The sequence below is a fragment of the Polaromonas sp. YR568 genome (genome assembly GCF_943372955.1).
In the GTDB taxonomy this organism is placed as follows: domain Bacteria; phylum Pseudomonadota; class Gammaproteobacteria; order Burkholderiales; family Burkholderiaceae_C; genus Polaromonas.
Genome location: NZ_CALSAL010000008.1, coordinates 1 through 26,281, shown reverse-complemented (window position 1 = coordinate 26,281; position 26,281 = coordinate 1). Strand labels below are relative to the sequence as shown.

18 protein-coding genes and 1 pseudogene are annotated in these 26,281 nt (G+C 63.3%); 11 read left to right on the top strand and 8 right to left on the bottom strand.

The window, feature by feature from the left end:
• Window positions 1-46: 46 nt before the first annotated feature.
• Window positions 47-532, top strand: coding sequence for a single-stranded DNA-binding protein (ssb, locus tag AAG793_RS14815; RefSeq protein ID WP_341909515.1), 486 nt, complete (start codon window positions 47-49; stop codon window positions 530-532).
• A gap of 170 nt (window positions 533-702) precedes the next feature.
• Window positions 703-2,154: a MipA/OmpV family protein gene (locus tag AAG793_RS14810; protein WP_341909513.1), complete on the top strand. Its 1,452-nt coding sequence runs from the start codon at window positions 703-705 to the stop codon at window positions 2,152-2,154.
• A gap of 25 nt (window positions 2,155-2,179) precedes the next feature.
• Here AAG793_RS14810 and gcl read toward each other — a convergent pair whose 3' ends face one another.
• Window positions 2,180-3,970, bottom strand: coding sequence for a glyoxylate carboligase (gene gcl, locus AAG793_RS14805; RefSeq protein ID WP_341909511.1), 1,791 nt, complete (start codon window positions 3,968-3,970; stop codon window positions 2,180-2,182).
• A 132-nt stretch (window positions 3,971-4,102) separates the two neighbouring features.
• On the opposite strand from gcl, the gene AAG793_RS14800 reads away from it, so the two are divergent.
• A complete protein-coding gene (locus AAG793_RS14800; RefSeq protein WP_341909509.1) occupies window positions 4,103-5,011 on the top strand; it encodes a LysR family transcriptional regulator in 909 nt (302 codons plus the stop codon).
• A gap of 59 nt (window positions 5,012-5,070) precedes the next feature.
• Here the strand turns inward: AAG793_RS14800 and AAG793_RS14795 are convergent, their stop codons facing one another.
• The 5 genes from AAG793_RS14795 to AAG793_RS14775 form a co-directional block, all read right to left on the bottom strand.
• Window positions 5,071-6,747, bottom strand: a complete 1,677-nt coding sequence (locus AAG793_RS14795) for a ShlB/FhaC/HecB family hemolysin secretion/activation protein (protein ID WP_341909506.1) — start codon at window positions 6,745-6,747, stop codon at window positions 5,071-5,073.
• Window positions 6,748-6,775: 28 nt separating this feature from the next.
• Window positions 6,776-11,596, bottom strand: coding sequence for a filamentous hemagglutinin N-terminal domain-containing protein (locus AAG793_RS14790; protein WP_341909504.1), 4,821 nt, complete (start codon window positions 11,594-11,596; stop codon window positions 6,776-6,778).
• Between the two features lie 664 nt (window positions 11,597-12,260).
• Window positions 12,261-13,475, bottom strand: coding sequence for a tRNA 2-thiouridine(34) synthase MnmA (mnmA, locus tag AAG793_RS14785; protein ID WP_341909502.1), 1,215 nt, complete (start codon window positions 13,473-13,475; stop codon window positions 12,261-12,263).
• A 72-nt stretch (window positions 13,476-13,547) separates the two neighbouring features.
• The gene (locus AAG793_RS14780) at window positions 13,548-14,057 is read right to left on the bottom strand and encodes an NUDIX hydrolase (protein ID WP_341909500.1); all 510 of its coding nucleotides are present in this window, start codon (window positions 14,055-14,057) and stop codon (window positions 13,548-13,550) included.
• Window positions 14,058-14,065: 8 nt separating this feature from the next.
• A complete protein-coding gene (locus AAG793_RS14775) occupies window positions 14,066-15,019 on the bottom strand; it encodes a LysR family transcriptional regulator (protein ID WP_341909498.1) in 954 nt (317 codons plus the stop codon).
• A gap of 169 nt (window positions 15,020-15,188) precedes the next feature.
• Here AAG793_RS14775 and AAG793_RS14770 point away from each other — a divergent pair, with 169 nt between their 5' ends.
• The 6 genes from AAG793_RS14770 (at window position 15,189) to AAG793_RS14745 (ending at window position 22,824) form a co-directional block, all read left to right on the top strand.
• Window positions 15,189-16,703, top strand: coding sequence for a CoA-acylating methylmalonate-semialdehyde dehydrogenase (locus tag AAG793_RS14770; protein ID WP_341909496.1), 1,515 nt, complete (start codon window positions 15,189-15,191; stop codon window positions 16,701-16,703).
• Window positions 16,704-17,190: 487 nt separating this feature from the next.
• Window positions 17,191-18,306, top strand: coding sequence for a Re/Si-specific NAD(P)(+) transhydrogenase subunit alpha (locus AAG793_RS14765; protein ID WP_341909494.1), 1,116 nt, complete (start codon window positions 17,191-17,193; stop codon window positions 18,304-18,306).
• Window positions 18,307-18,362: 56 nt separating this feature from the next.
• The gene (locus AAG793_RS14760; RefSeq protein WP_341909492.1) at window positions 18,363-18,689 is read left to right on the top strand and encodes an NAD(P) transhydrogenase subunit alpha; all 327 of its coding nucleotides are present in this window, start codon (window positions 18,363-18,365) and stop codon (window positions 18,687-18,689) included.
• Window positions 18,686-20,110, top strand: a complete 1,425-nt coding sequence (locus AAG793_RS14755; protein WP_341909490.1) for an NAD(P)(+) transhydrogenase (Re/Si-specific) subunit beta — start codon at window positions 18,686-18,688, stop codon at window positions 20,108-20,110. The genes AAG793_RS14760 and AAG793_RS14755 overlap by 4 nt, the downstream gene beginning before the upstream one ends.
• A 158-nt stretch (window positions 20,111-20,268) precedes the next feature.
• Entirely contained in the window at window positions 20,269-21,957 is a 1,689-nt protein-coding gene (locus AAG793_RS14750; protein WP_341909488.1) for a long-chain-fatty-acid--CoA ligase, read from the top strand.
• A gap of 105 nt (window positions 21,958-22,062) precedes the next feature.
• Complete coding sequence (locus tag AAG793_RS14745; protein WP_341909486.1) at window positions 22,063-22,824, top strand: 5'-methylthioadenosine/adenosylhomocysteine nucleosidase; 762 nt, start codon at window positions 22,063-22,065, stop codon at window positions 22,822-22,824.
• 57 nt (window positions 22,825-22,881) lie between these two features.
• On the opposite strand, the gene corA is transcribed toward AAG793_RS14745, so the two are convergent.
• Window positions 22,882-23,868, bottom strand: a complete 987-nt coding sequence (corA, locus tag AAG793_RS14740) for a magnesium/cobalt transporter CorA (RefSeq protein ID WP_341909484.1) — start codon at window positions 23,866-23,868, stop codon at window positions 22,882-22,884.
• 217 nt (window positions 23,869-24,085) lie between these two features.
• On the bottom strand, window positions 24,086-25,300 hold the full coding sequence (locus AAG793_RS14735; RefSeq protein ID WP_341909481.1) for a patatin-like phospholipase family protein: 1,215 nt from the start codon (window positions 25,298-25,300) through the stop codon (window positions 24,086-24,088).
• Between the two features lie 312 nt (window positions 25,301-25,612).
• On the opposite strand from AAG793_RS14735, the gene raiA reads away from it, so the two are divergent.
• A complete protein-coding gene (gene raiA, locus AAG793_RS14730) occupies window positions 25,613-25,942 on the top strand; it encodes a ribosome-associated translation inhibitor RaiA (RefSeq protein ID WP_341909479.1) in 330 nt (109 codons plus the stop codon).
• A gap of 152 nt (window positions 25,943-26,094) precedes the next feature.
• Window positions 26,095-26,281, top strand: a pseudogene (locus tag AAG793_RS14725) (PTS sugar transporter subunit IIA); the annotation flags it as partial.

The window sequence follows — 26,281 nt, the reverse complement described above, 5'->3', positions numbered from 1 at the left end:
CCCCACCCATCAGTCCCCACCCCATCAGAGCAAGAGGCGGTACCCCATGGCATCAGTGAACAAAGTCATCATCGTCGGCAACCTGGGCCGCGACCCTGAAATGCGCAGCTTCCCCAGCGGCGACCAGATCGCCAACGTCACCATCGCCACCACCGACAAGTGGAAAGACAAGCAGTCTGGCGAGATGAAGGAAGCAACAGAGTGGCACCGCGTGGTGTTCAACGGCCGCCTGGCCGAGATCGTCGGCCAGTACTTGCGCAAGGGTTCCCAGGTGTATGTCGAAGGCAGCCTGCGCACCCGCAAGTGGACCGACAAGGACGGCGCTGAAAAGTACACCACCGAAATCCGCGCCGATCAGATGCAGATGCTGGGCAGTCGTCAGGGCATGGGCGGCCCGTCCGACGACGGCGGTGGTTACGACGCACCGCGCGCGGCACCGGCCGCCCGCGCCCCTGCGGCGGCACCCCGCCCGGCGCCAGCCGCCAAGGCCGCCAGCGGGTTTGACGACATGGACGACGATATTCCTTTTTGAACTGACGCACGTCCGCCCCACCAGCCCGCCTTGTGCGGGCTTTTTTGTGTCCGGCGACAAAGTCGCGCCTTCGTCTGGCAACAGATGTAAGTTTTTACTTACAGGTTTGGCCCCGTGAAAAGCGCGCAGATGGTTAGGATCAAAAGGTTTTATCGCCACATCACCACACCATGCCACCTTCCGCCTCATCCAACATCCCTGTTGCCGCTCCCGGCTTCCGCAATTCCGGCCCGGTGCGGCCTGCGACCTGGCGGGCGGTGGTGGCAGCGCTCGGTCTGCTGGCCGGCGCCGGCGCACAGGCGGCGGGCAACACCGAGCCGCTGACCGACATCCTTTCAACGCCCGGCAGTGCCGGACTGGGTCTGGTCACGCGGATTGAAGCCTCGCCCTACCGCGACGCCGGCACGCGCTACGACCTGCTGCCGCTCTATCTGTATGAAGGCGAGCGGCTGTTTCTGCATGCCAACCGGGGCGGCGTGAAGCTGCTCAACGGCAACGAGAACCGCTTTGACCTCTTCATCGAGCAGCGCCTCGAGGGCTATCCGGCCGACCGCCTGCCGGCCAGCCTGTCGGGCATGGCGCAGCGCGATTCGGGCATCGATCTGGGTGTGGCCTACCGCTACCGTCAGCCGTGGGGCACGGTGCAGGCCGAGCTGGTGCAGGACGTGGGCGGCGCCTCCAAGGGCAGTGAGTTTCGCCTGGGCTACACCTACGACTGGCGCTCCGGCCCGTGGCTGCTGCGGCCCAGCATCACGCTGGGCATGCGCAGTGCACAGCTGAACAATTACTACTACGGTGTGTCGGCAGGCGAGGCAAGGGCTGGTCGGCCTGCGTATTCACCGGGCTCGGGCATCAACACCTCGGTGGGTCTGTATGGCTCGTACGACCTCACCGAGCGCTGGCGCCTGCTGGGTGGCGTATCGGTCACCATGCTGCCCAAGAGCGTGGCCGACAGCCCCATCGTCGGCAAGCGGGTGCTGCCTGCCGTGTATGTGGGCGCGGCCTATGACTTTGGCGGCCACAAGCGCGAGTGGGCCGAGAACGACACGCCCACTTACTTCAAGCTGATGTACGGCAAGTCGACCGACGACGGCTGCCACCTGCTGAAGATCGTCACCGCGCAGTGCCTGTCGACCGCCAAGGTCAACGGCACCAGCATCGCTGGCGTGCAGATCGGCAAACCCTTCCTGCAGAACGTCAACGGCTGGCCGCTGGACTTCATCGGCTATGTGGGCCTGCTCCACCACAACGAGCGCGGCCTGCAGCGCAACGGCGCGCAGCTCGACCTGTTCATGAAGGCGGTGTACTCGGGCTTCCCGTGGAGCCACCGCGTCAAGACCCGGCTGGGCTTGGGCGTCGGCGTGTCGATGGCGCAGCGCGTGCCCTACATCGAGGCGACCAGCGCAGCAGCCAGCGGCAAGACCGGCTCCAAGGTGCTCAACTACCTCGACCCGACGCTGGACGTCAGTCTGGGCGACCTGATTGGTTACCGGCCGTTGAAGGACACCTATATCGGCTTCGGTGTTTCGCACCGCTCCGGCATTTTTGGTGCCTCGCGCGTGCTCGGCAACGTCAATGGCGGCTCGAACTACATCTACACCTATATCGAATCGGCCTTGTAATCGGCCCTGTGATTCGGGGGCGGGCTTACTCCAGCAGGCCCGCCAGCTCCAGGCCTTTCAATCCTTCGGGGTGGCGGCAGTCGATGTCCTCGAACTCGTTGATCTTGTCTATCTCGGTGCCCATCGCGATGTTGGTCACCTTCTCAAGGATCACCTCCACCACCACCGGCACGCGCAGCGCGTGCGTCATGGCCTTGGCCTGCACCAGTGCGGACTCGATCTTGTCGGGGTCGGTCACGCGCAGCGCTTTGCAGCCCATGCCTTCGACCACCTTGGCGTGGTCCATGCCGTAGCCCTTCAGCGCCGGGTCATTGACGTTGATGTTGTCAAAGGCCAGTTGCACGCAGTAGTCCATCTCAAAGCCCCGCTGTGCCTGGCGAATCAGGCCGAGGTAGCTGTTGTTGACCAGCACCACGACGAGTGGCAGGTTGAACTGTGCGCCGACCGACAGCTCCTCGATCAGGAACTGGAAGTCGTAGTCGCCGCACAGGCCGACGACGGTCTTGGTGGTGTCGCTCGCTGCGACGCCGAGCGCGGCCGGCAATGTCCAGCCGAGCGGGCCCGCCTGGCCGCAGTTGATCCACTGGCGCGGCTCATAGACGTGCAGGAATTGCGCGCCGGCGATCTGCGACAGGCCGATGGTGGTCACATAGACCGTGTCGCGGCCGAAGGCCCGGTTCATTTCTTCATAGACGCGCTGCGGCTTGATTGGCGTCTGCTCGAAGTGGGTCTTGCGGTGCATCAGGCGCTTGCGCTCCTGGCAGCGGAAGGCCCAGTGGGAACGGTCTTTCAGCGCGCCGGCTGCCTTGCGCTCGCGCGCCACTTCGACGAAGAGCTCCAGCGCGACCCGGGCGTCGGAGACGATGCCCAGGTCGGGCGTGAAGACGCGGCCAATCTGCGTCGGCTCGATGTCGACGTGCACAAAGGTGCGGCCCTTGCAGTAGACCTCGGTGGAGCCGGTGTGGCGGTTGGCCCAGCGGTTGCCGATGCCGAGCACAAAGTCGCTGGCGAGCATCGTGGCATTGCCGTAGCGGTGGCTGGTCTGAAGCCCGCACATGCCGGCCATCAGCGGGTGGTCGTCGGGGATGGCGCCCCAGCCCATCAGGGTCGGGATCACCGGCACGCCCGTCAGTTCGGCCAGTTCAACCAGCAGTCTGGATGCGTCGGCGTTGATGATGCCGCCACCGGCAACGATCAGCGGTTTTTCTGATGTCTGCAGCATGTCGAGTGCCTTCTCGATCTGCTTGCGCGTGGCGGCCGGGCGGTAAACCGGCAGCGGCTCGTAGGTGTCGATGTCGAATTCAATCTCGGCCATCTGCACGTCGAATGGCAGGTCAATCAGCACGGGGCCCGGGCGGCCGCTGCGCATCTCGTGGAAGGCCTGCTGGAACACACGCGGGACCAGGCCCGGCTCGCGCACGGTGACGCTCATTTTTGTCACTGGCTTGGCGATGCTCTCGATATCCACCGCCTGAAAGTCTTCCTTGTACAGACGGGCGCGTGGCGCCTGTCCGGTGATGCAAAGAATCGGAATGCTGTCGGCGCTGGCCGAGTACATGCCGGTGATCATGTCGGTGCCGGCCGGGCCGCTGGTGCCAATGCAGACGCCAATGTTGCCGGCCTTCGCCCGTGTGTAGCCCTCGGCCATGTGCGAGGCGGCTTCCACATGGCGCGCCAGGATGTGGGTGATCGACTGGCGATCCCGCAGCGCGGCATAAAGCGGGTTGATCGCGGCGCCCGGCACACCAAAAGCCTGGGTGATGCCTTCTTTCTCCATCACCAGCACGGCCGCCATGGCGGCTTTCATCTTTGCCATTGAGTGTCTCCTTGAGGTTGTGGTTAGCTGCCGCGAATGGTGGCGGCAGGCGGCGGAATCTGGAATCCGCTGTCAGTGCATTACGGTTATTCCCGCATGGAATAAATGGCGGTTTCGTGCTTCACTGCAGCCATGGACCGCCTTCAAGCCATCCGCCTGTTCGTCCGCGTGGTCGATCTCGGCTCCTTCAGCAAGGCGGCGGCCGATATCGGCATTGGCCAACCGTCGGCGACCAAGCTGGTGGCGGCGCTGGAGAAACAGCTCGGCTCGCGCCTGCTGCACCGCTCCACCCACGGCGTGACGCCGACCGAGATCGGCCTGCTGTACTACGAGAAATGCAAGGTCATCACCCACCACATCGACGAGGCCCAGTCCGTCGCGGCCCTGTTGCAGTCGCAGGTGCACGGCAGTTTGCGCATCAGCACCTCGGTGGCGTTTGGCCGGCGCGTGCTGGCGCCGCTGGTGATGCGCTTCATGGCGCTGCATCCGCAACTGCAGGTCGAGCTCAACTTTGAAGATCGCTATGTCGATCTGGTGGAGCAGGGCATTGATGTGGCGGTGCGCATGGGCCGGCTGGCTGATTCCACCCTGGGTGCGCGTTACCTCGGCGTCAATCCCTGGGTGGTGGTGGCCTCGGCCGACTACCTCAAGCGCTGCGGTGTGCCGCAGAGCCCCGACGATCTGTCCGGTCACGCGGCGCTGGTCTACAGCTCGGTGCAGGGCGATGCGCGCTGGCAGTTCACCGGCGCCGATGGGCAATCACGGTCGGCGGTGGTCAAAGGGCCATTGCGGTCCAATAATCTGTCGGCACTGCTGGTGGCGGCGCGCAGCGGCATGGGGCTGGCCGCGCTGCCACGCTATGTGGCGCAGGAGTCCATCAAGAGCGGCGTGCTGCAGCCGCTGCTGGCCGGCTGGAACCTGCCCGGCCAGGAAATCAACGCGGTGTACCCGTCGCCGCACATGGTGCCGGCCAAGGTCAACCAGTTTGTCGGCTGGCTGCAGGAACAGTTTGCAGAGAACTGGTGGACTGGACCTGTCTGAACCAGCGCCTCAGCGCCCCATCGTCACGTGACGCTTTGCGGTATTGGTGCGGCGTAGGGTCAGAACCGCCAAACGGCCTGTGCCCAGAAACGTGGGGACTTATCGACGTCTGAAGTGGGGCTCTCGCTTGGACCCCGCCAGGCCAGCGTGGCGCTCAGACTGAGGTTGTCGATGGTGGTTGCCAAGCCCAAACCGTAACCCGAAAGGTGGCGATGATTGCGTGCGGTGTTGAAGGGATTCCGGTTCACGCGGACGCTGCCCGCGTCATAAAACACGGAACCCGTCAGGCCAGGGATTGCGGCATAGCGCAATTCAATATTCGCCAGCCAGCCTTCGTCGCCAGCGGCTTCGCCCTGCGGGTACGCGCGAATGCCATAGCTGCCACCCAGGACAAATTTTTCGGAGGAGTCGAGGTTGCGGGAGGCCCACTGACGGGAAACTGATGCGTAGAAGCTCAGCTGGTTTGTCATGCGCTGCTCGCGTGACAGACTCGCCACCCACTTCAGATAGCGGCCCTCGGTACGTGCAGATGACTGATCAGTGGCTCTGGCTGCTGGCGATGCAATCGACAGCTGACCCAAGGTGGGGTTGATGCGCCAGGTAGTTACACCACCGCCCGCTATAGCGTCAGCGGCGTCTCCCGACAGTTCGGCCACCAATACGTTGGCGGTCTTTTTTACCGAGGAGTTGGTGGAGTCGATGTTGTCCGTGATCTCGCGTCGCTCCAGTGTGGCGCCTGTACGCACGCGAAACTCCGGAGTCAGTAACAGTGGATAGGTGGCGTAGAGACCGGCAGTGCGAACGCTGCCGTTGGCTTGCAGCGCTGCAAAATCCTTCCCTAATTCATAGCGCGAGGCACTGGCCGCGACACCCAGGCGCAGGCCTTGGGCGCCCAAGGCCGTATCCCAGGCGGCTCGCCCGTACAGCAAGTGCGCTTCGCTCACGGTTCCGCGCAGGCTCAGCCGGTCGGCCAGCCCTGCGGGGTTGTTGATGTTGAGTTGGGCGGTGAGTCGATTGGCGCCTGTGAACCGGTTGCCGAAGTTGTCCAGACTCACGCCACCCTCGATGGTTTTACCGGGCGTCATGGTGATCAGCAAGTCCGAGCTGCCCACCCGGTCTCCCGGGCGCAGTCTGCCATCGACCTTGCCAGCGCCTGGCAGATCGCCCAGCAACAGCAGGGCGCGGTTCGTGCTGTCTGTTTTCACTGGCTCGCCGGTGGCGATGCTGCCCAAGATGGCCTGCACCTGTTTTGTGGATGTGAGAGACTCGTTCTGATTGGTGATCAGGCGGGCGCCGAGTACACCTTCTACCACCACGATCTGCACCACACCATCCCTGATGTCCTGGGCTGGAATCATGGCGCGGGCGACGGCATAGCCATGGCTCCGGTAGTAGGCGCTGATGGTGCGGGCTGCAGCCTCGAGGTCAGCCAGACTCCTCTGTTTGCCCGTGGTGCTTGCTACCAGCGTAGCAAGCGCATCTGCACTGAATGCCACATTTCCGGTGACCCTTATGGAAGTGACATCAAAGCGGGCCGAGGATGATGACGCGCGCTCGACCGCTTCTTCGGCTCGTAGCGCAGGCGAGGCAGTGGGGGTACCTGCTGCAGGTGCTGGCCTGTTCTCCCTGAGAACCTGTCCGGCATCCGGTGCAGTTTGGGCTTGCGTCGTCAGTGCAATACAGCAGCCCAGCAAGATGAGGGCTACCGCCTCTGAATTCATTTTTCTAGGGGGCATGGTGTGGCGTTGAATTCAGTCATCAACATCATTCGTCCTTGTCAGCGGCGTCGGTGGAATTCGCGCGAGGGCTATCGGCGCCAAAAACCAGACCCAGGGTATTGCCCTCCTGCGTGAAGTCGGGACCGCCGCTTGTTGACGCAGAACGACTGCTGCCAGTACCCAGCCATGTATTGCCCGGGATCAGATCGTTACTCAGTGCGAACTGCCGGAACTGGATTGCACCCGAGAAGCTGCTGATCGCGCTCGCATAGCCGGGGCTGCTTGACGAGGGAGATGCAGAAATTCCAGAGGAACCGGATGATGTCGACGTGCTGGTTGTTGAGGTGGGCGCAGCGGTGATGACTGCATCCGCGCCGGCGTAGGTCAGCGGCGCGTATCCCGTTGGGCCCATCAGTGTGCCTTGCGTGATGGCATAGCTTCCCGGGTTGCTGCCGGAAGCTGTAGCCAGCGCACCCGACAGCGTGTCTTGAGTGAATACCGTGCCGTAAGTGGCCGCGTTGATCAGCCCAGTTGTTGTATAGCTGGCTGTACCAAAACCGGTGCCGTCGTATTCCTTGCTTTGCGCGGTGGCCGTGACAGTCACGGTGGGTTGCTGCGCAAACACATAGCGGTTGCCACTGGCAATCGTCGCAGGGGCATTGCCGGCATGTGTGGCGTTCCATACGGCATGGTTGCCCGATGCCAGGCCGCCAAAAGTGTTGCCTGCTGGCGCATTGGAATAAACCAGCCAGCGACCATTGGTTGCGGTCAGTGCGGTGCTGCCCGCGTTATTGATGAAGGTGTTGCCCGACAGCACGATGGCGTCACCTGTCGCTGTCGAGGTGATGGTACCGCCGGAATTGAGCGTCATGGCATTGCCGGCCAGCAGGTTCAGCTTGCCAGCAATGTTGACGGCAGAGTTGACAGTGATGTTGTTCGTCGCCTGCAGAGTGACCGAGGCACCGCTTCCCGCAGCACTGGCCAGTATCAGCGGGTTGACGAGTGCGCTGGTCCCAGCGCTTGCGTTGATGGTTGCTGCAGCATTTGATGGATCAACGACCACCCACGCGCTGCCGCGCTGGCTGTTGAAGGCAGGACTCAGCGCGATGTAATTGCCGTTGCTCAGCGCCGTGATGCCTCCGCTGCCGACCTGGTCACTGGCGGTGCTGCCGACCAGAGAGTTGGATGCCGAGACCACGTCGCTGACGCCGGCCGTGCCGCTGCCCCAGGTCACCGCGCCTGCATTGGTGGTTATGCCGTTGTCCCAGTTGGTGCTGCGCACCACATAGTTGCCGTTGCTCAGCGCTGTGATGCCGGAGTTACCCACAGAATCGTTGGCGGTGCTGCCGACCAGGGAGTTGGATGCCGAGACCGCACCGCTGACGCCAGTCGTCCCGTTGCCCCAAGTTACCGCCCCCACATTGATGGCCGTGCTGCTGTCCCAGTTGGTGCTGCGCACCACATAGTTGCCGTTGCTCAGCGCTGTGATGCCGGAGTTACCCACAGAATCGTTGGCGGTGCTGCCGACCAGGGAGTTGGATGCCGAGACCACGCCGCTGACGCCAGTCGTCCCGTTGCCCCAGGTCACCGCCCCCGCATTGGTGGTTGTGCCGTTGTCCCAGCTTTGGCTGCTCACCACATAGTTGCCGTTACTCAGCGCCGTGATGCCGGAGTTACCCACAAAATCACTGGCGGTGCTGCCGACCAGGGAGTTGGATGCCGAGACCACGCCGCTGACGCCAGTCGTCCCGTTGCCCCAGGTCACCGCCCCCACGTTGATGGCGGTACTGCTGTCCCAATTGTTGCTGCTCACTACATAGTTGCCGTTGGTCAATGCCGTGATACCTGCGCTGCCGACCTGGTCAAGGGCCGTGCTACCGATCAGTGAGTTGGATGCCGAGACCAAGCCGCTGACGCCAGTCGTCCCGTTGCCCCAGGTCACCGCCCCCACATTGGTGGCCGTGCCGTTGTCCCAGTTGTAACTGCTCACGGCATAGTTGCCGTTGGTCAGCGCCGTGACGCCGCCGAGACCCACCTGGTTATTGGCCGTGCTGCCGACCAGGGAGTTGGATGCCGAGACCAGGCCGCTGACGCCAGTCGTCCCGTTGCCCCAGGTCACCGCCCCTACGTTGATGGCTGTGCTGCTGTCCCAGCTGTGGCTGCTCACCACATAGCTGCCGTTGCTCAGCGCCGTGACGCCTCCGCTGCCGACCTGGTCACTGGCGGTGCTGCCGACCAGGGAGTTGGATGCCGAGACCACGCCGCTGACGCCGGCCGTGCCGCTGCCCCAGGTCACCGCTCCTGCGTCTGCGGCTGTGCCGTTGTCCCAGGTGTTGCTGCGCACCACATAGTTGCCGTTGCTCAGCGCCGTCACGCCGTAGAGGCCAACCCAATCATTGGCCACAGTACCGACCAGGGAGTTGGATGCCGAGATCAGGCCGCTGACGCCAGTCGTCCCGTTGCCCCAGGTCACCGCCCCTACGTTGATGGCTGTGCTGCTGTCCCAGTAGGCACTGTTCACCACATAATTGCCGTTGTTCAACGCCGTGACGCCGCTGACCCCGACCTGATGATTGGTGCCGCTACCGACCAGCGAGTTGGCCTGGGAGATCACACCGCTGACGCCTGCCGTGCCGCTGCCCCAGGTCACCGCCCCCGCTTCTGTGGCCGTGCTGTTGTCCCAGTTGTAGCTGGTCACCACATAGTTACCGTTGTTCAGCGTCGTGATGCCGCCTAGCCCCACCTGATCATTGGTGGTGCTGCCGATCAGCGAATTGGCCTGGGACACTGCGCCGCTGACGCCAGTCGTGCCATTGCCCCAGGTTACCGCGCCGACGTTGAGGGTCGAACCGCTGTCCCAATTGGTACTGACCGCCACATAGTTGCCGTTGGTTAGCGCCGTGACGCCGCCGATACCCACCTGATGATTGGTGGCGCTACCGACCAGCGAGTTGGTCTGGGAGATCACGCCGCTGACGCCGGCCGTGCCGCTGCCCCAGGTCACCGCCCCCGCGTCTGCGGCTGTGCCGTTGTCCCAGTTGTGGCTGCGCACCACGTAGTTGCCATTGGTCAGTGCCGTGATGCCTCCGCTGCCGACCTGGTCACTGGCGGTGCTGCCGACCAGGGAGTTGGATGCCGAGACCACGCCGCTGACGCCAGTCGTTCCATTGCCCCAGGTCACCGCGCCGGCATTGGTGCTTGTGCCGTTGTCCCAGTTCGGGCTGGGCACCACATAGTTACCGTTGCTCAGCGCCGTGATACCGGAGCTGCCCACCTGGTCGTTGGTCGTGCTGCCGTAAAGCGCCGAAATCATGGCGCCAGTGCTGCCGTTGTACAGATAGACGGCGCCCGCAGCGCTCGCGCCTGAGCTGTCGCTGGGGGATCTCACCACGATGTGACCGTTCGTCAGCACGGTGGCACCGGTTCCATGGCTGTCACCGGCAGTCGGAGTGGGGTCGGCCAGGTCAAGATAAAAGGACGCGGGTGCCGTTGCATCGATGACGATATTGGTGGGGTCATACAAAATCTGACCGCCCGCGCCCACCACGGTGGTTCCGCCCAGGTTCAATGTGCCCTTGGACGAGATCTCAACAAAGCCACGCTCGCCGGCCTCGGCCCTGCCTGAATAGTGGGTGGTGTCGTCTGACCAGACCACGATACTTCCGTCTTTGCCATTGGCCTTCAGGGTGGTGGCGCCGTTGACTGCCACCGTGCTGGCGTGACGAATATCCGTGGCAAGGCCGTATGCACCGCCACCTGCGCGGATGCTGCCAGCGGTGTCCCCAGTTGCAGCGCCAGAGACATCAAGAGTCGCTGCCGCCAATGTGATGGCATCACCGGCCACCGTGATGTGACCACCGGCGGCGTGCTGGGTTGACCCGCTTGCATTGACGCTGCCTGACAGGAAGGTGTGCTGACCACCGTCGAGGCGAATGTTGCCGCCCTCGGCGCGTATGGCTGCATCTTGCGTCTGAATCAGTGCATGGCTGGCGGACAAGTCGACAGAAGCCGCGTTGATCTGGCCCGCTTGCAGCACAGTGCGCGCGGATGACTCGACAGTGCCGCCGCTCAAGGTGCCGGTTTGCGTGACGATGCCGGCGAGGGTGTCGCCCAGCAGACTGATGACACCGTCCCGCGTCTGCACGCCTCGCGCTTCAATGACGCCGCTGTTGTTGACCACAGCACTCACCAGTGCATCGGCCGCCTTGGCAGTCATCAGCACCTTGCCGCCCTCGGCCTGAATGAGTTGGCGGTTTTGCGCCAACGCACCAATCGCGCCCTGGTTCACTGTCAGGCCCAGCAGGCTGCCGTTGCTCAGGTTGAGCGTGACGTCGCTGCCCGCCGCCAGCGACACATTGCCCAGGCGTGCCTGAACAATGCCTTCGTTACTGGCTTGCGCTCCGAGCAGCGCGACATAGCCGCCATCTGCGGCGGTCAGCCGGCCCTGATTGGCGACCGTTGCCGAACTGCTGCCAGCAAGCCGATAGTTGCCGGCCATGAAGTCGTCGTTAGACAGCCCGAGCGTGGATGCCACGAGACCGCCCACATTAACCTGGGCCGTGGCACCAAACAGCATGCCGTTCGGATTGATCAGGAAAACCTGTCCGTTGGCGCTGAGGTTGCCCATGATCTGCGAGGCATCCTGCCCAACCACCCGATTCAGAACCACTGACCCCACACTGGGTTGGATGAACAGCACGGTTGCCTGGCTGCCAATGTTGAAACTCTGCCAGTCGATGGCAGCTTTGGTGCTGCCTTGCTGGATGGTGACGTTGGCGCCGGCTGTCTGAATGCTGGCCTGACCAGCGGTGATCTGCCCACCGGTCGGTATGGCTCCCGGGTCCAGGGCCCATGCCTGGAGTGACATCAACAGAACGGCTGACAGGGTTGCCCGCTTCAGGGTGTTGCCTCCCTTGCCCCTTCCGCAAACCGTCTCTGCCACCGCGACCCAAGCGTCGCAACGTGTGTCCCAAATAAGCCGGTAAGCGTGATTCATGATGGCACCTTGGCTTGTTTGTTTGACAAATTGATACGTGCTATTCACGTAACAATGTGTATTCATTCTTGCATCGGGTGCGAGCAAACAGTGGCAACTTTTCCTTCTGAATTTGACTATTTCGGTGCTGTGATCCGAGATTAGTACAGGCGTACTACGCTCCGTGATGCGAAGGTGGTCGGGGTGTAGTACGGACGGGGTGGGTGCGTGATGCGTGCAAGCAACGCATGACGATCACTTAGGTCGTTCTGACGGTTAACTGGGTCATTGACAGAGGCATTAACAGAGGTAATAACCCAGTCAATTGGCCGTGTTCCTGTCTGGTATTGAGCCGCGAGCTGTCTCTCGATGCGACTCGAAGTCTCCTTCGGCACGCTAACGTGTATGAGGACATGGCGCGGCGCGCACCGTGCATCACGTCAGGGCGTCTGCGGTAAATCGCCCAGGCCGTCCGGTAGTTCAGAGAATGATTCGCAGCCCACTGATTTCAGTGCAAGAGAGCATCTGGATAGCGCTTCGTACAAGACCGAGACGCTCAGGGGCTAATGCCCGCCTGCTGCTGGGCCGACGCTGTCACGGGCTCGCGGTTGGCCACGTTGCTGCTGGCAATCACTCCGCCCCCCAGACACACATCACCCTGATACAGCACTGCCGATTGTCCGGGTGTGACTGCCCACTGCGCGTCGTCAAATACCAGCTCGCAGCCATCGGCAGTGGGGCGGCGCACGGTGCAGGGCGCATCGGCCTGGCGGTAGCGCGTCTTGGCGGCGAGTGGCCCGGCAGCAGGCGGTGTGCCAGCGACCCAGCTGCAGTCCTGCGCCGTGAGTTCGGTGGAGAGCAGCCACGGGTGGTCATGGCCCTGCACCACCCACAGCGTGTTGCTGGCCATGTCCTTGCGCGCTACAAACCAGGGCTCGTGCTCGCCCACGCCGCGCTGGCCAAGGGCCTGCACGGCTTTCAGTTCCGCGCCGCGCGCCTTCACGCCACCGATGCCCAGGCCCTGGCGCTGGCCCAGGGTGTAGAAAGACAGGCCCACATGCTCGCCCAGCACCCGGCCCTTGTCGTTCTTGATGGGGCCCGGCTCCTTGGCGATGTAGCGGTTCAGGAACTCGCGGAACGGTCGCTCGCCGATGAAGCAGATGCCGGTGGAGTCCTTCTTTTTCGCGTTCGGCAGGCCGATCTCGTCGGCAATGCGGCGCACCTCGGTCTTTTTCAGCTCACCGACCGGGAACAGTGTTTTCGACAGCTGCGCCTGGTTCAGGCGGTGCAGGAAGTAGCTCTGGTCCTTGGCCGGGTCCAGGCCCTTGAGCAGCTCGTGCAGGCCGGTGCTTTCGTTGTGCCGCACACGCGCATAGTGACCGGTGGCGATTTTCTCGGCGCCCAGGCGCATCGCGTGGTCAAGAAAGGCCTTGAACTTGATCTCGGCGTTGCACAGGATGTCGGGGTTGGGCGTGCGGCCTGCCTGGTATTCGCGCAGGAACTCGGCGAACACGCGGTCCTTGTAGTTGGCCGCAAAGTTGACGTGCTCGATCTCGATACCGATCACGTCGGCCACGGCCGCGGCGTCCACAAAGTCGATGTTGGACGAGCAGTACTCGCTGTCGTCGTCATCTTCCCAGTTCTTCATGAAGATGCCGATGACCTCATGGCCCTGCTGTTTGAGCAGCCACGCCGTCACCGCCGAGTCGACCCCGCCGCTCAGGCCCACCACGACCCGCTGCCTTCCCTGTTGCCCCTGTTGCTTTTGCATGGGCCTATTTTAGTTTTGAGGGCCTGTCCCCTGCGCAGCAGGGACAAGCGGGCGATCAGGCCGGGCTGGCCTTCAGTTTTTGCGGGCGTAGACGCTGGGGTCGGTGGTCAGCAATTCCACCGGATAGCGTTTGCCGGCGAGATAGTCTTCCATGCAGGTCAGCAGCAGGGGGCTGCGGTGCATGGCGGTGCTGGCGCGGATCTCGTCGGCTGTCAGCCACACCGCGCGGACGATGCCTTCGTCCAGCGCCTGGCCCGCCACATGTGCGCCCAGCTCGCCGCAGAAGGCAAAGCGCAGGTAGGTGATGTCGAGCGGCTCGTCCTGCCCCGGCACAGCCCGCTCAAAGCGCGACATGTAGACGCCGACCAGCGCGGTCGGGGTGAAATGCCAGGCGGTTTCTTCCAGCGTTTCGCGAGCGCAGCCCTGGACCGGGCTTTCGCCGGGGTCGAGGTGGCCGGCCGGGTTGTTCAGCTTGAGGCCGTCGCGGGTTTCTTCTTCCACCAGCAGGAATTTCTGCACGCCGTCAAAGTCTTTGGCAATCACGGCTGCCACGGTGACGCTGGGTTTCCATCGGTTCATCATGCGGGCGATTATGCGTGGGCGGCGTGAAATCCGGTCGAGAAGTGCTCCCGCAGGTGGCTGACCAGGCACTCCACCGCCTTGGGCACCTGCGGCGACCAGGGCCGCAGCGCGTAAATGCGCTCGCCGAAGAAGCCCTGCACCTGCCAGTCGGGCAGCACCGGGACCAGAGCCGGGGTCTTGCCTGTCGCAGTTGCAGGCAGGCTGAAGTCAGGCAGCAGGCCGATACCCAGCCCGGCCAGCAGCGCATCGCGCAGCACCTCGCTGTTGTTGGCCTTGAGCTTGCCGTCAATCGTCACGCCCACGCGCTCGCCGGCCTTGCGCCGGCTTTTCTTCACAAAGGTCCAGTTCGCTGAATGGCTGCCGCCCAGATACAGCAGGCAGTCGTGCGCGGTCAGCTCAGAGGGGTGCTGCGGCGCGCCGCGCTCGGCCAGGTACTGCGGGCTGGCGACCAGTGCCGAGGCGGTTTCGCACAGTACCCAGGCCACATGGGTTTCGGGCGGCGTGTTGGTGTGCCGGATGGCGAGGTCGAAACCCTCCTGGGTCAGGTTCACGAAGCGGTCCGTCAGCTCCAGCTCGACATGGATGTCTGGGTAGCGCTTGAGAAACGCCGCGATGCAGGGCGCCAGATGCTGCCGGCCCAGCGCCACCGGTGCTGTCACCCGCACCAGGCCACGCGGTGTACCCACCAGGTCGCGCACCGCGGTGTAGCTGTCGCTGATGCGGTTGAAGGCCGGCTGCATTTCGTTGACCAGCTGCTGCCCGGCTTCGGTGAGCCCCACCGAACGGGTGGTGCGGCGCACGAGGGTCACGCCAGCGGCGCGCTCCAGCTCGCTGATGCGCATGCTGGCCGAGGCCTTGGAGACGCCCAGCCGCCGCGCGGTTTCGGTGAAGCTGCGGGTGGTGGCCAGGATGGTCAGCAGGTGCAGATCGGCCACCAGCGGGGAGAGTTGGTCAGAGGACATGGAGTGGTCTTTTGCGGGTGGTTTGTCGCAGGGCAGGTAAGGGTAAGCCCGCGATAAATCCACGCTATTGTTCAAATATATGAACAATGTAATCAGATTTAGCCCCATTATCAAATCGGGTGGGCAGGCCTAGACTGCAGCCATCTGCAAAAGAATCAAAGGAAACTCCATGTCATCCATTCCCGTCATCGCCCATTACGTCCACGGCAAGGTCACCCAGCCCACTTCCGGCCGGCAGCAGGACGTGTTCAACCCGGCCACCGGCGCCGTCACCGGCCATGTGGCACTGGCCAGCGCGGCCGAGGTCGATGCGGCCGTGGCCTCGGCCCAGGCGGCTTTCCCGGCCTGGTCGGACACGCCGCCGCTGCGCCGTGCCCGCGTGATGTTCAAGTTCCTCGAACTGCTCAACGCCCACAAGGACGACCTGGCCCGCATGATCACCGCCGAGCACGGCAAGGTGTTCACTGATGCGCAGGGCGAGGTCTCGCGCGGCATCGACATCGTTGAATTCGCCTGCGGCATTCCGCAACTGCTCAAGGGTGACTTCACCGACCAGGTCTCCACCGGCATGGACAACTGGACGCTGCGCCAGCCGCTGGGCGTGGTGGCCGGCATCACGCCGTTCAACTTCCCGGTGATGGTGCCGATGTGGATGTTCCCGGTGGCGATTGCGGCCGGCAACACCTTTGTGCTCAAGCCCAGCCCGATCGATCCGTCGCCGTCGCTGTTCATGGCCGACCTGCTGAAAAAAGCCGGCCTGCCCGACGGCGTGTTCAACGTGGTGCAGGGCGACAAGGAGGCGGTGGATGCGCTGCTGGTCCACCCTGACGTGCGTGCGGTGAGCTTCGTCGGCTCCACGCCGATTGCCAACTACATCTACGAGACTGGCGCCCACCACGGCAAGCGCGTGCAAGCCCTGGGCGGCGCGAAGAACCATATGGTGGTCATGCCCGACGCCGACATCGACCAATCGGTGGATGCGCTGATCGGTGCCGCCTATGGCTCGGCCGGCGAGCGTTGCATGGCGATCTCGGTGGCGGTGCTGGTCGGTGACGCGGCCGACAAGGTCATGCCCAAGCTGCTGGAGCGCACCAAGACGCTGAAGGTGCTCAACGGCACCAACCTGGCCGCTGAAATGGGCCCCATCGTGACCCGCGCCGCGCACGACCGCATCACCAATTACATCGACATCGGCATCAAAGAAGGTGCCACGCTGCTGGCCGATGGTCGTCAGTTCAACGGTGCGGCCGCCGGTGCGGGCTGCGAGGCCGGCTTCTGGATGGGTGGCACGCTGTTTGACCACGTGACCACTGACATGCGCATCTACAAGGAAGAAATATTCGGCCCGGTGCTGGCCTGCGTGCGCGTGCCTGATTTCGCCACGGCGCTGAAGATCATCAACGACCACGAGTTCGGCAACGGCGTGTCGTGCTTCACCCGCGACGGCAACGTGGCGCGCGAGTTCGGCCGCCGGGTGCAGGTCGGCATGGTGGGCATCAACGTGCCGATCCCCGTGCCCATGGCCTGGCATGGCTTCGGCGGCTGGAAGCGCAGCCTGTTTGGCGACATGCATGCCTATGGCGAAGAGGGCGTGCGTTTCTATACCAAACAGAAGTCCATCATGCAGCGCTGGCCGGAGAGCATTGGCAAGGGGGCTGAATTCGTGATGCCAACAGCAAAATAACGGCCCCCACGCTTGTCGCTTCGCGTACTGCGCTGCCCCCCGAGGGGGCGCATTTTTCCTTGGGGCGGCCCTGCGGAAAAACCATGGCCCCCACGGTCGCTCACTGCGTGTAGCTCCCCGGACGTGCCCACGCCAGAGGCGTAGGCCCTTGCTCCCGTCCAAACCTGCGCAGGCAGGTTTGGAGCCGCAGTCGTCAGCCCCTCGGGGGCCGTCCGCCTGCGGCCCGGCTAAGCCGGTTCCGCGGCTCCGCTGGTGAAGACATGCCTCCACGGTGGCAGACTTCTCTCCGTTCGTCCTGAGCCTGTCGAAGGACCTTCCTGGCGCGGGGCTCCGTTTCACCTGCCCTAGGGTTGGGTGCCTATTTGACGGAAAAGGATGGCGTACCCCGTCATGGGACTTAAAAAAGTCATGTAAGCTCCACGACAGCTGAAAACCGTCCCGGTGCCATGCCGGGCTGATACACAACAATTGCATTGAGGAGAGACCCATGCTGATTGGGGTACCCGCCGAAATCACGGCCGGAGAAACGCGCGTCGCCGTCACACCGGAGACGGCCAAAAAGCTGAAAAGCCAGGGCCACACGGTCCGTGTGCAGGCCGGCGCAGGTGTCGCTGCCAGCGTGACTGACGAGGCCTATGTGGCTGTCGGTGCCGAGATCACCGACGCCGCCGGCGCCTACGCCACCGACATCGTGCTCAAGGTGCGCTGCCCGCTCGACGCGGAAGTGCCGCACCTGAAGGCCGGCAGTGTGCTGGTCGGCATGCTCAACCCCTTCGATGCCACTGGCCTGCAGCGTCTGGCGGGTGCGCAGGTCACCTCTTTCGCACTGGAAGCCGCGCCCCGCACGAGCCGCGCGCAAAGTATGGACGTGCTCTCGTCACAAGCCAACATCGCCGGCTACAAGGCCGTGATGATGGCCGCCGAGCAGTACCAGCGTTTCTTCCCGATGCTGATGACGGCCGCCGGCACCGTGAAGGCGGCGCGCGTTGTGATCCTCGGCGTCGGTGTCGCTGGCCTGCAGGCGATTGCCACGGCCAAGCGGCTGGGTGCCGTGATTGAGGCGTCGGACGTGCGACCGAGCGTGAAAGAGCAGGTCGAGTCGCTGGGCGCCAAGTTCATCGATGTGCCCTATGAAACCGACGAAGAGCGCGAAGCCGCCGTGGGCGTGGGTGGTTATGCCAAGCCCATGCCGCAGAGCTGGCTGGATCGCCAGAAGGCCGAAGTGGCCAAGCGCGTGGCGCAGGCCGATGTGGTCATCACCACCGCACTGATCCCCGGCCGCCCGGCCCCGGTGCTGGTCACCGAAGACATGGTCAAGGCCATGAAGCCCGGCAGCGTGATTGTGGACCTGGCCGCACCGCAAGGCGGCAACTGCCCGCTCACCGAGCCCGGCAAGAATGTCGTCAAGCATGGCGTCACGCTGATTGGCCAGACCAATGTGCCGGCGCTGGTGGCAGCCGATGCCAGCGCGCTGTATGCCCGCAACCTGCTGGACTTCCTCAAGCTGATCATCAGCAAGGAAGGCGCGCTCACGCTCGACATGGCCGACGACATCGTGGCAGCCTGCCTGATGACGCAGGGCGGCGAGGTCAAGCGCAAATAAACAGTCCGGGGCCGCGAGAGTCCCGATTGCCCCCACTGAATACCAGGAACAAGACCATGGATGCAGTCTCCCCCACCATCATCAACCTGATCATTTTCGTGCTGGCCATCTACGTGGGTTACCACGTGGTGTGGACCGTCACACCCGCGCTGCACACGCCGCTGATGGCGGTGACCAACGCGATCTCGGCCATCGTCATCGTCGGTGCCATGCTGGCAGCGGCGCTGACTGAAACGCCGCTCGGAAAAACCATGGGCTGGCTGGCCGTGGCGCTGGCGGCGGTGAATGTGTTCGGCGGCTTCCTCGTCACGCGCCGCATGCTTGAGATGTTCCGCAAGAAAGAGAAGAAAGCAGCAGCTCCCGCTGAAGGAGTTTCGAAATGAGCATGAATCTCGTCACGCTGCTGTATCTGGTGGCTTCCGTCTGCTTCATCCAGGCGCTCAAGGGCCTGTCGCACCCCACCACCTCCATCCGTGGCAACCTGTTCGGCATGGTCGGCATGGCGATTGCCGTGCTCACCACCGGCGCGCTGATTGTCGAGACCGCCGGCGGCAAGGCCAGCGGCATGGTTTATGTGCTCACCGCCCTGCTGGTCGGTGGTGCTGCCGGCACCCTGATGGCCAAGCGGGTCGAGATGACCAAGATGCCCGAGCTGGTCGCTTTCATGCACAGCATGATCGGTCTGGCTGCGGTGTTCATCGCGGTGGCCGCCGTGGCCGAACCGCATGCCTTCGGCATCGCACTGAAGGGTGAGCCGATTCCTGCCGGCAACCGGCTGGAGCTGTTCCTGGGTGCGGCCATTGGCGCCATCACGTTCAGCGGCTCTGTGATTGCCTTCGGCAAGCTCAGCGGCAAATACAAGTTCCGCCTGTTCCAGGGCGCCCCGGTGACCTTCTCCGGCCAGCACATGCTGAACCTGGTGCTTGGCCTGCTGATGCTGGGTCTGGGTCTGGTGTTTATGTTCACCGGCAACTGGACAGCCTTCTTCGTCATGCTGGCGCTGGCCTTCGTGATGGGCGTGCTGATCATCATTCCCATCGGCGGTGCCGATATGCCAGTGGTGGTGTCCATGCTCAACAGCTACTCGGGCTGGGCGGCAGCAGGCATCGGCTTCTCGCTGAACAACTCCATGCTCATCATCGCGGGCTCGCTGGTGGGCTCTTCGGGTGCCATCCTCTCGTACATCATGTGCAAGGCGATGAACCGCTCGTTCTTCAATGTGATTTTGGGTGGTTTCGGTGGCGAGGCCGGTGCCGCCGCTGCAGGCGCCGCTGTGCAGCGCAATGTCAAGTCCGGCTCTGCAGACGATGCCGCCTTCATTCTGGGCAATGCCGAAACCGTCATCATCGTGCCAGGCTATGGTCTGGCCGTCGCGCGTGCGCAGCACTCGGTGAAGGAACTCGCCGCCAAGCTGACTGAAAAAGGCGTGACCGTGAAATATGCGATTCACCCGGTGGCGGGCCGCATGCCCGGCCACATGAACGTGCTGCTGGCAGAGGCCGAGGTGCCTTATGACCAGGTCTTCGAGATGGAAGACATCAACGCCGAGTTCGGTCAGGCCGACGTGGCCATCATCCTGGGGGCCAACGATGTGGTCAACCCGGCGGCCCATGTCAAGGGCAGCGCGATCTACGGCATGCCCATCCTCGAGGCCTACAAGGCCAAAACCGTCATCGTCAACAAACGCTCAATGGCCGCTGGTTACGCCGGCCTGGACAACGAGTTGTTCTACATGGACAAGACCATGATGGTGTTTGGCGATGCGAAAAAAGTGATCGAGGACATGGGCAAGGCGATTGAGTAATTGGCGCTTCGAGCGAAGTTTTTTCGCGCCAAAGACATGAATCAGAGGGGGCGCCCCTCCACTTCGGCCGTTTCCTAGGGAAAACGCAATAGCCCCGCAGAGGGTCGCGCCACGACAATCCGTGGCAGTTGTTCAACCGTCATCTGGAGTAGACAAGCATGAATGCAGCCACCCTAGCCCGTCCCTGGCTGAGCGCCTATCCGCCGGGTGTGCCGACCGATATCGATGCGTCCCAATACGCATCGCTGGTGGCCCTGATGGAGGAGAGTTTTGCGAAAAACGCCAGCGCCGTCGCCTACAGCTTCATGGGCCGGGAGGTCACCTTCGGCCAGACCGACAGCCTGTCGCAGGCGTTCGCGGCTTACCTGCAGGGGCTGGGGCTGGTCAAGGGCGACCGTGTGGCCATCATGATGCCCAATGTGCCGCAATACCCGGTGACGGTGGCCGCCATCTTGCGGGCCGGTTTTGTCGTGGTCAATGTCAATCCGCTTTACACCCCGCGCGAACTCGAGCACCAGCTCAAGGACTCGGGCTCCAAGGCGATCGTCATCATCGAAAACTTCGCCAACACGCTGGAACAATGCATTGCGAATACGCCGGTCAAGCATGTGGTGCTTGCGGCCATGGGCGACCAGCTCGGCGTGCTCAAGGGGGCGCTGGTCAACTACGTGGTTCGCAACGTCAAGAAAATGGTGCCGGCCTTCAATCTGCCAGGGGCAGTGCGTTTCAATGACGCGGTGGCCCAGGGGACGCGCGGCAGCCTCAAGCGGCCCGACATCACGCCTGACGACGTGGCGGTGCTGCAGTACACCGGCGGCACCACCGGTGTTTCCAAGGGCGCCGTGCTGTTGCACCGCAATGTGATTGCCAACGTGCTGCAGTCCGAAGCCTGGAACGGTCCGGCCATGGCCGGCATGGAAGCCGGCGTGCAGCCGACCTATGTCTGCGCGCTGCCGCTGTACCACATCTTCGCATTCACGGTGAACATGATGCTGGGCATGCGCACCGGCGGCAAAAACATCCTGATCCCGAACCCGCGCGACCTGCCGGCCGTGCTCAAGGAGCTGTCCAGACACAAGGTACACAGCTTCCCGGCGGTCAACACCCTGTTCAACGGCCTGGCCAACCACCCCGACTTCAACACCGTGGACTGGTCGCACCTGAAGGTCTCGCTGGGCGGCGGCATGGCGGTGCAAAGCGCGGTTGCCAAACTCTGGCTGGAAAAAACCGGCTGCCCGAGCTGTGAAGGTTACGGCCTCTCGGAAACCTCGCCGTCGGCCAGCTGCAACCCGACCAACAGCAAAACTTTCACCGGCACCATCGGCGTGCCGATCCCCAGCACCTGGTTCAAGCTGCTCGACGACGACGGCAACGAAGTGCCGCCCGGCCAGCCTGGCGAGATCGCCATCAAGGGGCCGCAGGTGATGGCCGGTTACTGGCAGCGACCCGATGAAACCGCCAAGGTGATGACGCCGGACGGTTATTTCAAATCCGGCGACATCGGTACCGTCGACGAGCGCGGCTTCTTCAAGATCGTGGACCGCAAGAAGGACATGATTCTGGTCAGCGGCTTCAACGTCTATCCGAACGAGGTCGAGGACGTGGTCTCCGGCATGGAAGGCGTGATGGAGTGCGCCTGCGTCGGGGTGGCGGACGACAAGTCGGGTGAAGCCGTCAAGCTGGTCATCGTCAAGAAAAATCCGGACCTGACCGAAGCGCAGGTGCGCGAGTTCTGCAAGGCCAACCTGACCGGCTACAAGCAGCCCAAGGTTGTTGAGTTCCGCACCGAGCTGCCGAAAACACCGGTCGGCAAAATTCTGCGCCGGGAATTGCGCGACAAAAAGTAGGCGCAGGCCCGGCAGGTGATAGATAAAGAGATAAAGGCGGCTTCGGCTGCCTTTTTGCCTGGTGCGGCCGTATGGACGGGCGCCAGTTCGGGCAAACTTGCGGCCATGAACCCTACCGCCATCCTGAGCGCCCTTGCCGAAGAGCAGCAGGGCCTGCTGGAGCTGCTGCAGCGCCCGCAGATAACCCGCCATGCCGGCCGCGACTTCTGGCAGGGTGAGCTGCATGGCCAGCCCGTGGTGCTGGCGCTGTCAAAGATTGGCAAGGTGGCCGCTGCCACCACGGCGACGGCGCTGATCGAGCGTTTCGGGGTGGCGCGTATGGTGTTCACCGGGGTGGCCGGCGGGCTGGGCGAGGGCGTGCAGGTCGGGGATGTGGTGGTGGCGGCTGATTTCCTGCAGCACGACCTGGATGTCTCGCCGCTGTTTCCCCGCTACGAGGTGCCGTTTTACGGCAGGGCCCGCTTTCCCGGCGACGCGGACCTGACCGCGCTGCTCTACGCGGCAGCCTGTGCCGCGCTGGCCCCGGTGGACGCGGGCCGGTCCTCCGCGCTGCGCTGTCCGCGGGCCCGCGTTCACCGGGGCCTGCTGGCCAGCGGCGACCGGTTTGTCTCGGGTTCCGGTGAATCGCAGGCCCTGCAGGCGGCACTGGCCGGCGCCGGGCACGCGGTGCTGGCCGTCGAGATGGAGGGCGCCGCCGTGGCCCAGGTCTGCCTGGATTACGGCGTGCCGTTTGCCGCCATGCGCACGATTTCAGACCGCGCCGATGACAGCGCGCATGTTGATTTCACAAGCTTTGTCGAGCAGGTGGCCAGCCATTATGCGCAAGCCATCATTGAGCGGTTTTTACGTTCGCTATCAATAAAGTAGCTTCCGGCGCCCGTTCCGCCAGGGCAGGGAGTTACGCGAAGCGAACGACCGTGGGGGCTACTTCAACCAGCCGCGCCGCCGGAAGTACCACATCGGCACCACCGCGCTCGCCGCCATCAGGACCAGCGCATACGGGTAGCCCAGCGCCCAGTCGAGTTCGGGCATCAGCTTGAAGTTCATGCCGTACACGCTGGCGATCAGTGTGGGCGGCAGCAGCGCGACGCTGGCCACCGAGAAGATCTTGATGATCTTGTTCTGGTTGATGTTGATGAAACCGACCGTGGCGTCCATCAGGAAGTTGATCTTGTCGAAAAGAAAGGCGGTGTGCGAGTCCAGCGAGTCGATGTCGCGAAGAATCTGGCGCGCCTCCTCGAACTGTTCGGCGTTGAGCATCTTGCTGCGCATCATGAAGCTGACGGCGCGGCGCGTGTCCATCACATTGCGGCGGATGCGTCCACTCAGGTCCTCGTGGCGGGCAATGGCGCCCAGCACCTCGCCGGCCATCACGTCGGTCACATCGCCGGACAGCACCTTGGTGCTGACTTTTTCCAGGTCGATGTAAATGCCTTCCAGGGTATCGGCCGAGTATTCGGCATCGGCGTCGAACAGCTTGAGCAGCACTTCCTTGGCGTCCTCAATCAGCCCCGGGGCGCGGCGCGCGCGCATGCGCAACAGGCGGAACACCGGCACATCCTCGTCGTGGATCGAAAACAGCACGCCCTTGCTCTTGAGGTCGTCGTTGACCAGGTTCAGGATGAAGGCCACCCGCACCGTGCGGGGCTCCTCGTCATCGGCAATCAGGAAGTCCGAGCGGATGTGCAGTTCGCCGTTGTCTTCTTCGTAAAAGCGCGCGGACTCCTCGATGTCCTCGTCCATCACGTCTTCGGGAATCGACAGGCCGTAATACTGCTTGATCCAGCGTTTTTCTTCCAGCGTCGGTGATTCCAGGTCCACCCAGATCGGCTGAAACCGGGACAGCTCCTCCAGCGATTCGATCTCTTCCTGGAACAGGCGCCCGTTGGCGAGCGTGAAAATATTGAGCATGACTGGCTCCCAATCGGTTTGGGGGCGCCGGCACCGGGCAGGCGTCTGCCCGGCGTTGGCGGGGTTGTGGATGGTGGCATCGCTTTCAACCCCGGGATGACGCTGGCGTCAGTCTGCGGTGCTGAAAGCTAGCGACTGGGGCTGCTTTCCAAGGATTTCTCCGTGATGACTACGCGGCGATTATGACACTTCAACCCCGAACGGGCCATCGCCGGACCTACATGAAAAAGTCGATCAGTTCGCTTTTCTTGGCATAGGCGTCCTGCTCGCCCAGGGCCATCAGCGCCTTGATAAAGCCTGATTCAAACAAGATGTAGCTTGCCAGCGCTGCCCCGCCCGGGCTGCCCTTGGCCCCCAGCGCGCCCAGACCCGCCAGCGCGTTGTAGGTTGCGCTGGGCAGCTCTGCGGCGTGGGCCTGGGCCAGGGCGTCGAGTGACTGGGACGGGGCGATCGCCAGCACATCGACGGGCCTGTAGGGCATGGCGGCAGCGATCTCGCGCGGCATTTGCCGCAAGGTCTTGCTGACGCGCTGGGCTTGCTCGACATCGGCCTGCAGCGTGTCCTGAAAAACGCTGGCCAGGGCGTGACCTGCAATCGCGCCCAGGGTGGGGCGGCCATTGAAGGTGGGGTCGGCATTGCCCGTCAGGCCGGCGCGCTCGGGCTGCCCGACGCCGATGACCAGGATTTTTCCGGCGCCCAGATGCAGAGCAGGTGACAGCGGGGAGCTCTGGCGCATGGAGCCGTCACCAAAAAACTCCCGGTGCCCGTCAACCCACAGAGGGGTGGCCGGAAACAGAAATGGAATGGCGCTGGACGCCACGAGATGCTCGATGGTGATGGGCTGGAGTTCGGCACGCCGGCCCGGCCGGCTCCATAAACCGGCCCCGACACCGCGTGCTGTCTGACAGAAAGTCCAGTGCACGCCGCTGGTGTAGCTTGAGGCGGTCACGGCCAGCGCCAGCAGGGTTTTCTCGTGCAGGGCTTCGTCGATGTTGGCCAGCGAGATGACGCGGTGCAGGGTGTCTACCAGCGGCGTATTGTCAAGAAAGGCCTGCTGCCTGCGCACTTGCTGGGACAAAAACAGGGCAGCGGCGATGCGACTGGAACGGATCCAGGCGGGCACCTTGAGCTGATAGACCTGCGCCGAACGAAGCGTGGCCCAGAAGCTGGCCAGTTGCCCGAACGCGGCCAGGCCCTCGTTGGCCCGGCTGGCCAGGAAACAGGCGTTGAGCGCGCCGGCCGACGTGCCAGCCAGAATCTTGAACGGGAAGCGCTGGCTGGCGGGGTCGCCCTGCAGCGTGAGAATGCGGGCCAGCGCCTGCAGCACACCGGCCTGGTAAGCCGTGCGGGCGCCGCCGCCCATCAATACCAGCGCCTTGAGGTCTTCCTCGGGCCGGGTCAGGGCGTTGGAAATAATCGTTTCAAGCGACATGAAGCTGGGCCAATGCCGCCCTGGTGACCTGCAAACAAACGGCATCGGCCATGGTGGTGTTCCTGATCTCGGTAAGGCGGGACGACGTCTGGATCGCCGCGATGGATGATTGATTCTAGGGCGGCGCCTTGGGTTTGCGGCGGCAGCGTCAAGTGCCTTTTCAGACCGTTTCATTTTTTGTTGCGATGCACGGTTGCGTTTACCCGGATTCCGGCGCATAGTGAAAACGAGAGAGTTGTCCGTCCGCCGCCCGGCAGGCCTGCCAAAGCGGTGTTTTTAACCCCCCTCCAGCCATGGAAAAGGAGTCTCTTTATGAATTTGACGATCAGCGGTCACCACCTTGAAGTTACCCCCGCCTTGCGCGGTTACGTAACCAGCAAGCTGGATCGGATTACGCGGCATTTTGATCAGGTGGTGGATGTCAAGGTTCTGTTAACGGTGGATAACATGAAGGAAAAGGAGTTGCGCCAGAGAGCCGAGTGCAATGTGCATGTCAAGGGACGTGACCTGTTCGCCGAAAGTTCGCATGCAGACCTGTATGCAGCGGTGGACGAACTCGCTGACAAGCTGGACCGCCAGGTCGGCCGCTACAAGACCAAAAGCCAGGATCACCATCACGTGACCGCCAAGCGGGAGATGTAAGCGACGCCGCAGGCAGCAACTGGCGAAAAGCGCCACCCCGTGCTGCCTGCAGAGTCCTCCCGGAAAGCCGCCTGTGCCGTCAGGCGGCTTTTTTATGGCCCGGATGGCCGCCATGTGTGTGAAAGTGCATAATTCGGCGACCCAACCTTGTTATGAACCGTCTTTCGCAAATATTGCCCCCTACCCAGGTTCTGGTCAGTGTCGAGGCCACCAGCAAGAAGCGTGCTTTTGAAGAAGCCGGCCTGCTGTTTGAAAACCTGCATGGCCTGAACCGGGCGCTGATCACCGACAGCCTCTTCGCGCGTGAGCGTCTGGGCTCGACCGGGCTGGGTCATGGCG

Coding starts and splice junctions, on each gene's coding strand:
- ssb (WP_341909515.1), top strand. CDS start 47: ATGGCATCAGTGAACAAAGTCATCATCGTCGGCAACCTGGGCCGCGAC.
- AAG793_RS14810 (WP_341909513.1), top strand. CDS start 703: ATGCCACCTTCCGCCTCATCCAACATCCCTGTTGCCGCTCCCGGCTTC.
- gcl (WP_341909511.1), bottom strand. CDS start 3,970: ATGGCAAAGATGAAAGCCGCCATGGCGGCCGTGCTGGTGATGGAGAAA.
- AAG793_RS14800 (WP_341909509.1), top strand. CDS start 4,103: ATGGACCGCCTTCAAGCCATCCGCCTGTTCGTCCGCGTGGTCGATCTC.
- AAG793_RS14795 (WP_341909506.1), bottom strand. CDS start 6,747: ATGCCCCCTAGAAAAATGAATTCAGAGGCGGTAGCCCTCATCTTGCTG.
- AAG793_RS14790 (WP_341909504.1), bottom strand. CDS start 11,596: ATGTCACTCCAGGCATGGGCCCTGGACCCGGGAGCCATACCGACCGGT.
- mnmA (WP_341909502.1), bottom strand. CDS start 13,475: ATGCAAAAGCAACAGGGGCAACAGGGAAGGCAGCGGGTCGTGGTGGGC.
- AAG793_RS14780 (WP_341909500.1), bottom strand. CDS start 14,057: ATGATGAACCGATGGAAACCCAGCGTCACCGTGGCAGCCGTGATTGCC.
- AAG793_RS14775 (WP_341909498.1), bottom strand. CDS start 15,019: ATGTCCTCTGACCAACTCTCCCCGCTGGTGGCCGATCTGCACCTGCTG.
- AAG793_RS14770 (WP_341909496.1), top strand. CDS start 15,189: ATGTCATCCATTCCCGTCATCGCCCATTACGTCCACGGCAAGGTCACC.
- AAG793_RS14765 (WP_341909494.1), top strand. CDS start 17,191: ATGCTGATTGGGGTACCCGCCGAAATCACGGCCGGAGAAACGCGCGTC.
- AAG793_RS14760 (WP_341909492.1), top strand. CDS start 18,363: ATGGATGCAGTCTCCCCCACCATCATCAACCTGATCATTTTCGTGCTG.
- AAG793_RS14755 (WP_341909490.1), top strand. CDS start 18,686: ATGAGCATGAATCTCGTCACGCTGCTGTATCTGGTGGCTTCCGTCTGC.
- AAG793_RS14750 (WP_341909488.1), top strand. CDS start 20,269: ATGAATGCAGCCACCCTAGCCCGTCCCTGGCTGAGCGCCTATCCGCCG.
- AAG793_RS14745 (WP_341909486.1), top strand. CDS start 22,063: ATGAACCCTACCGCCATCCTGAGCGCCCTTGCCGAAGAGCAGCAGGGC.
- corA (WP_341909484.1), bottom strand. CDS start 23,868: ATGCTCAATATTTTCACGCTCGCCAACGGGCGCCTGTTCCAGGAAGAG.
- AAG793_RS14735 (WP_341909481.1), bottom strand. CDS start 25,300: ATGTCGCTTGAAACGATTATTTCCAACGCCCTGACCCGGCCCGAGGAA.
- raiA (WP_341909479.1), top strand. CDS start 25,613: ATGAATTTGACGATCAGCGGTCACCACCTTGAAGTTACCCCCGCCTTG.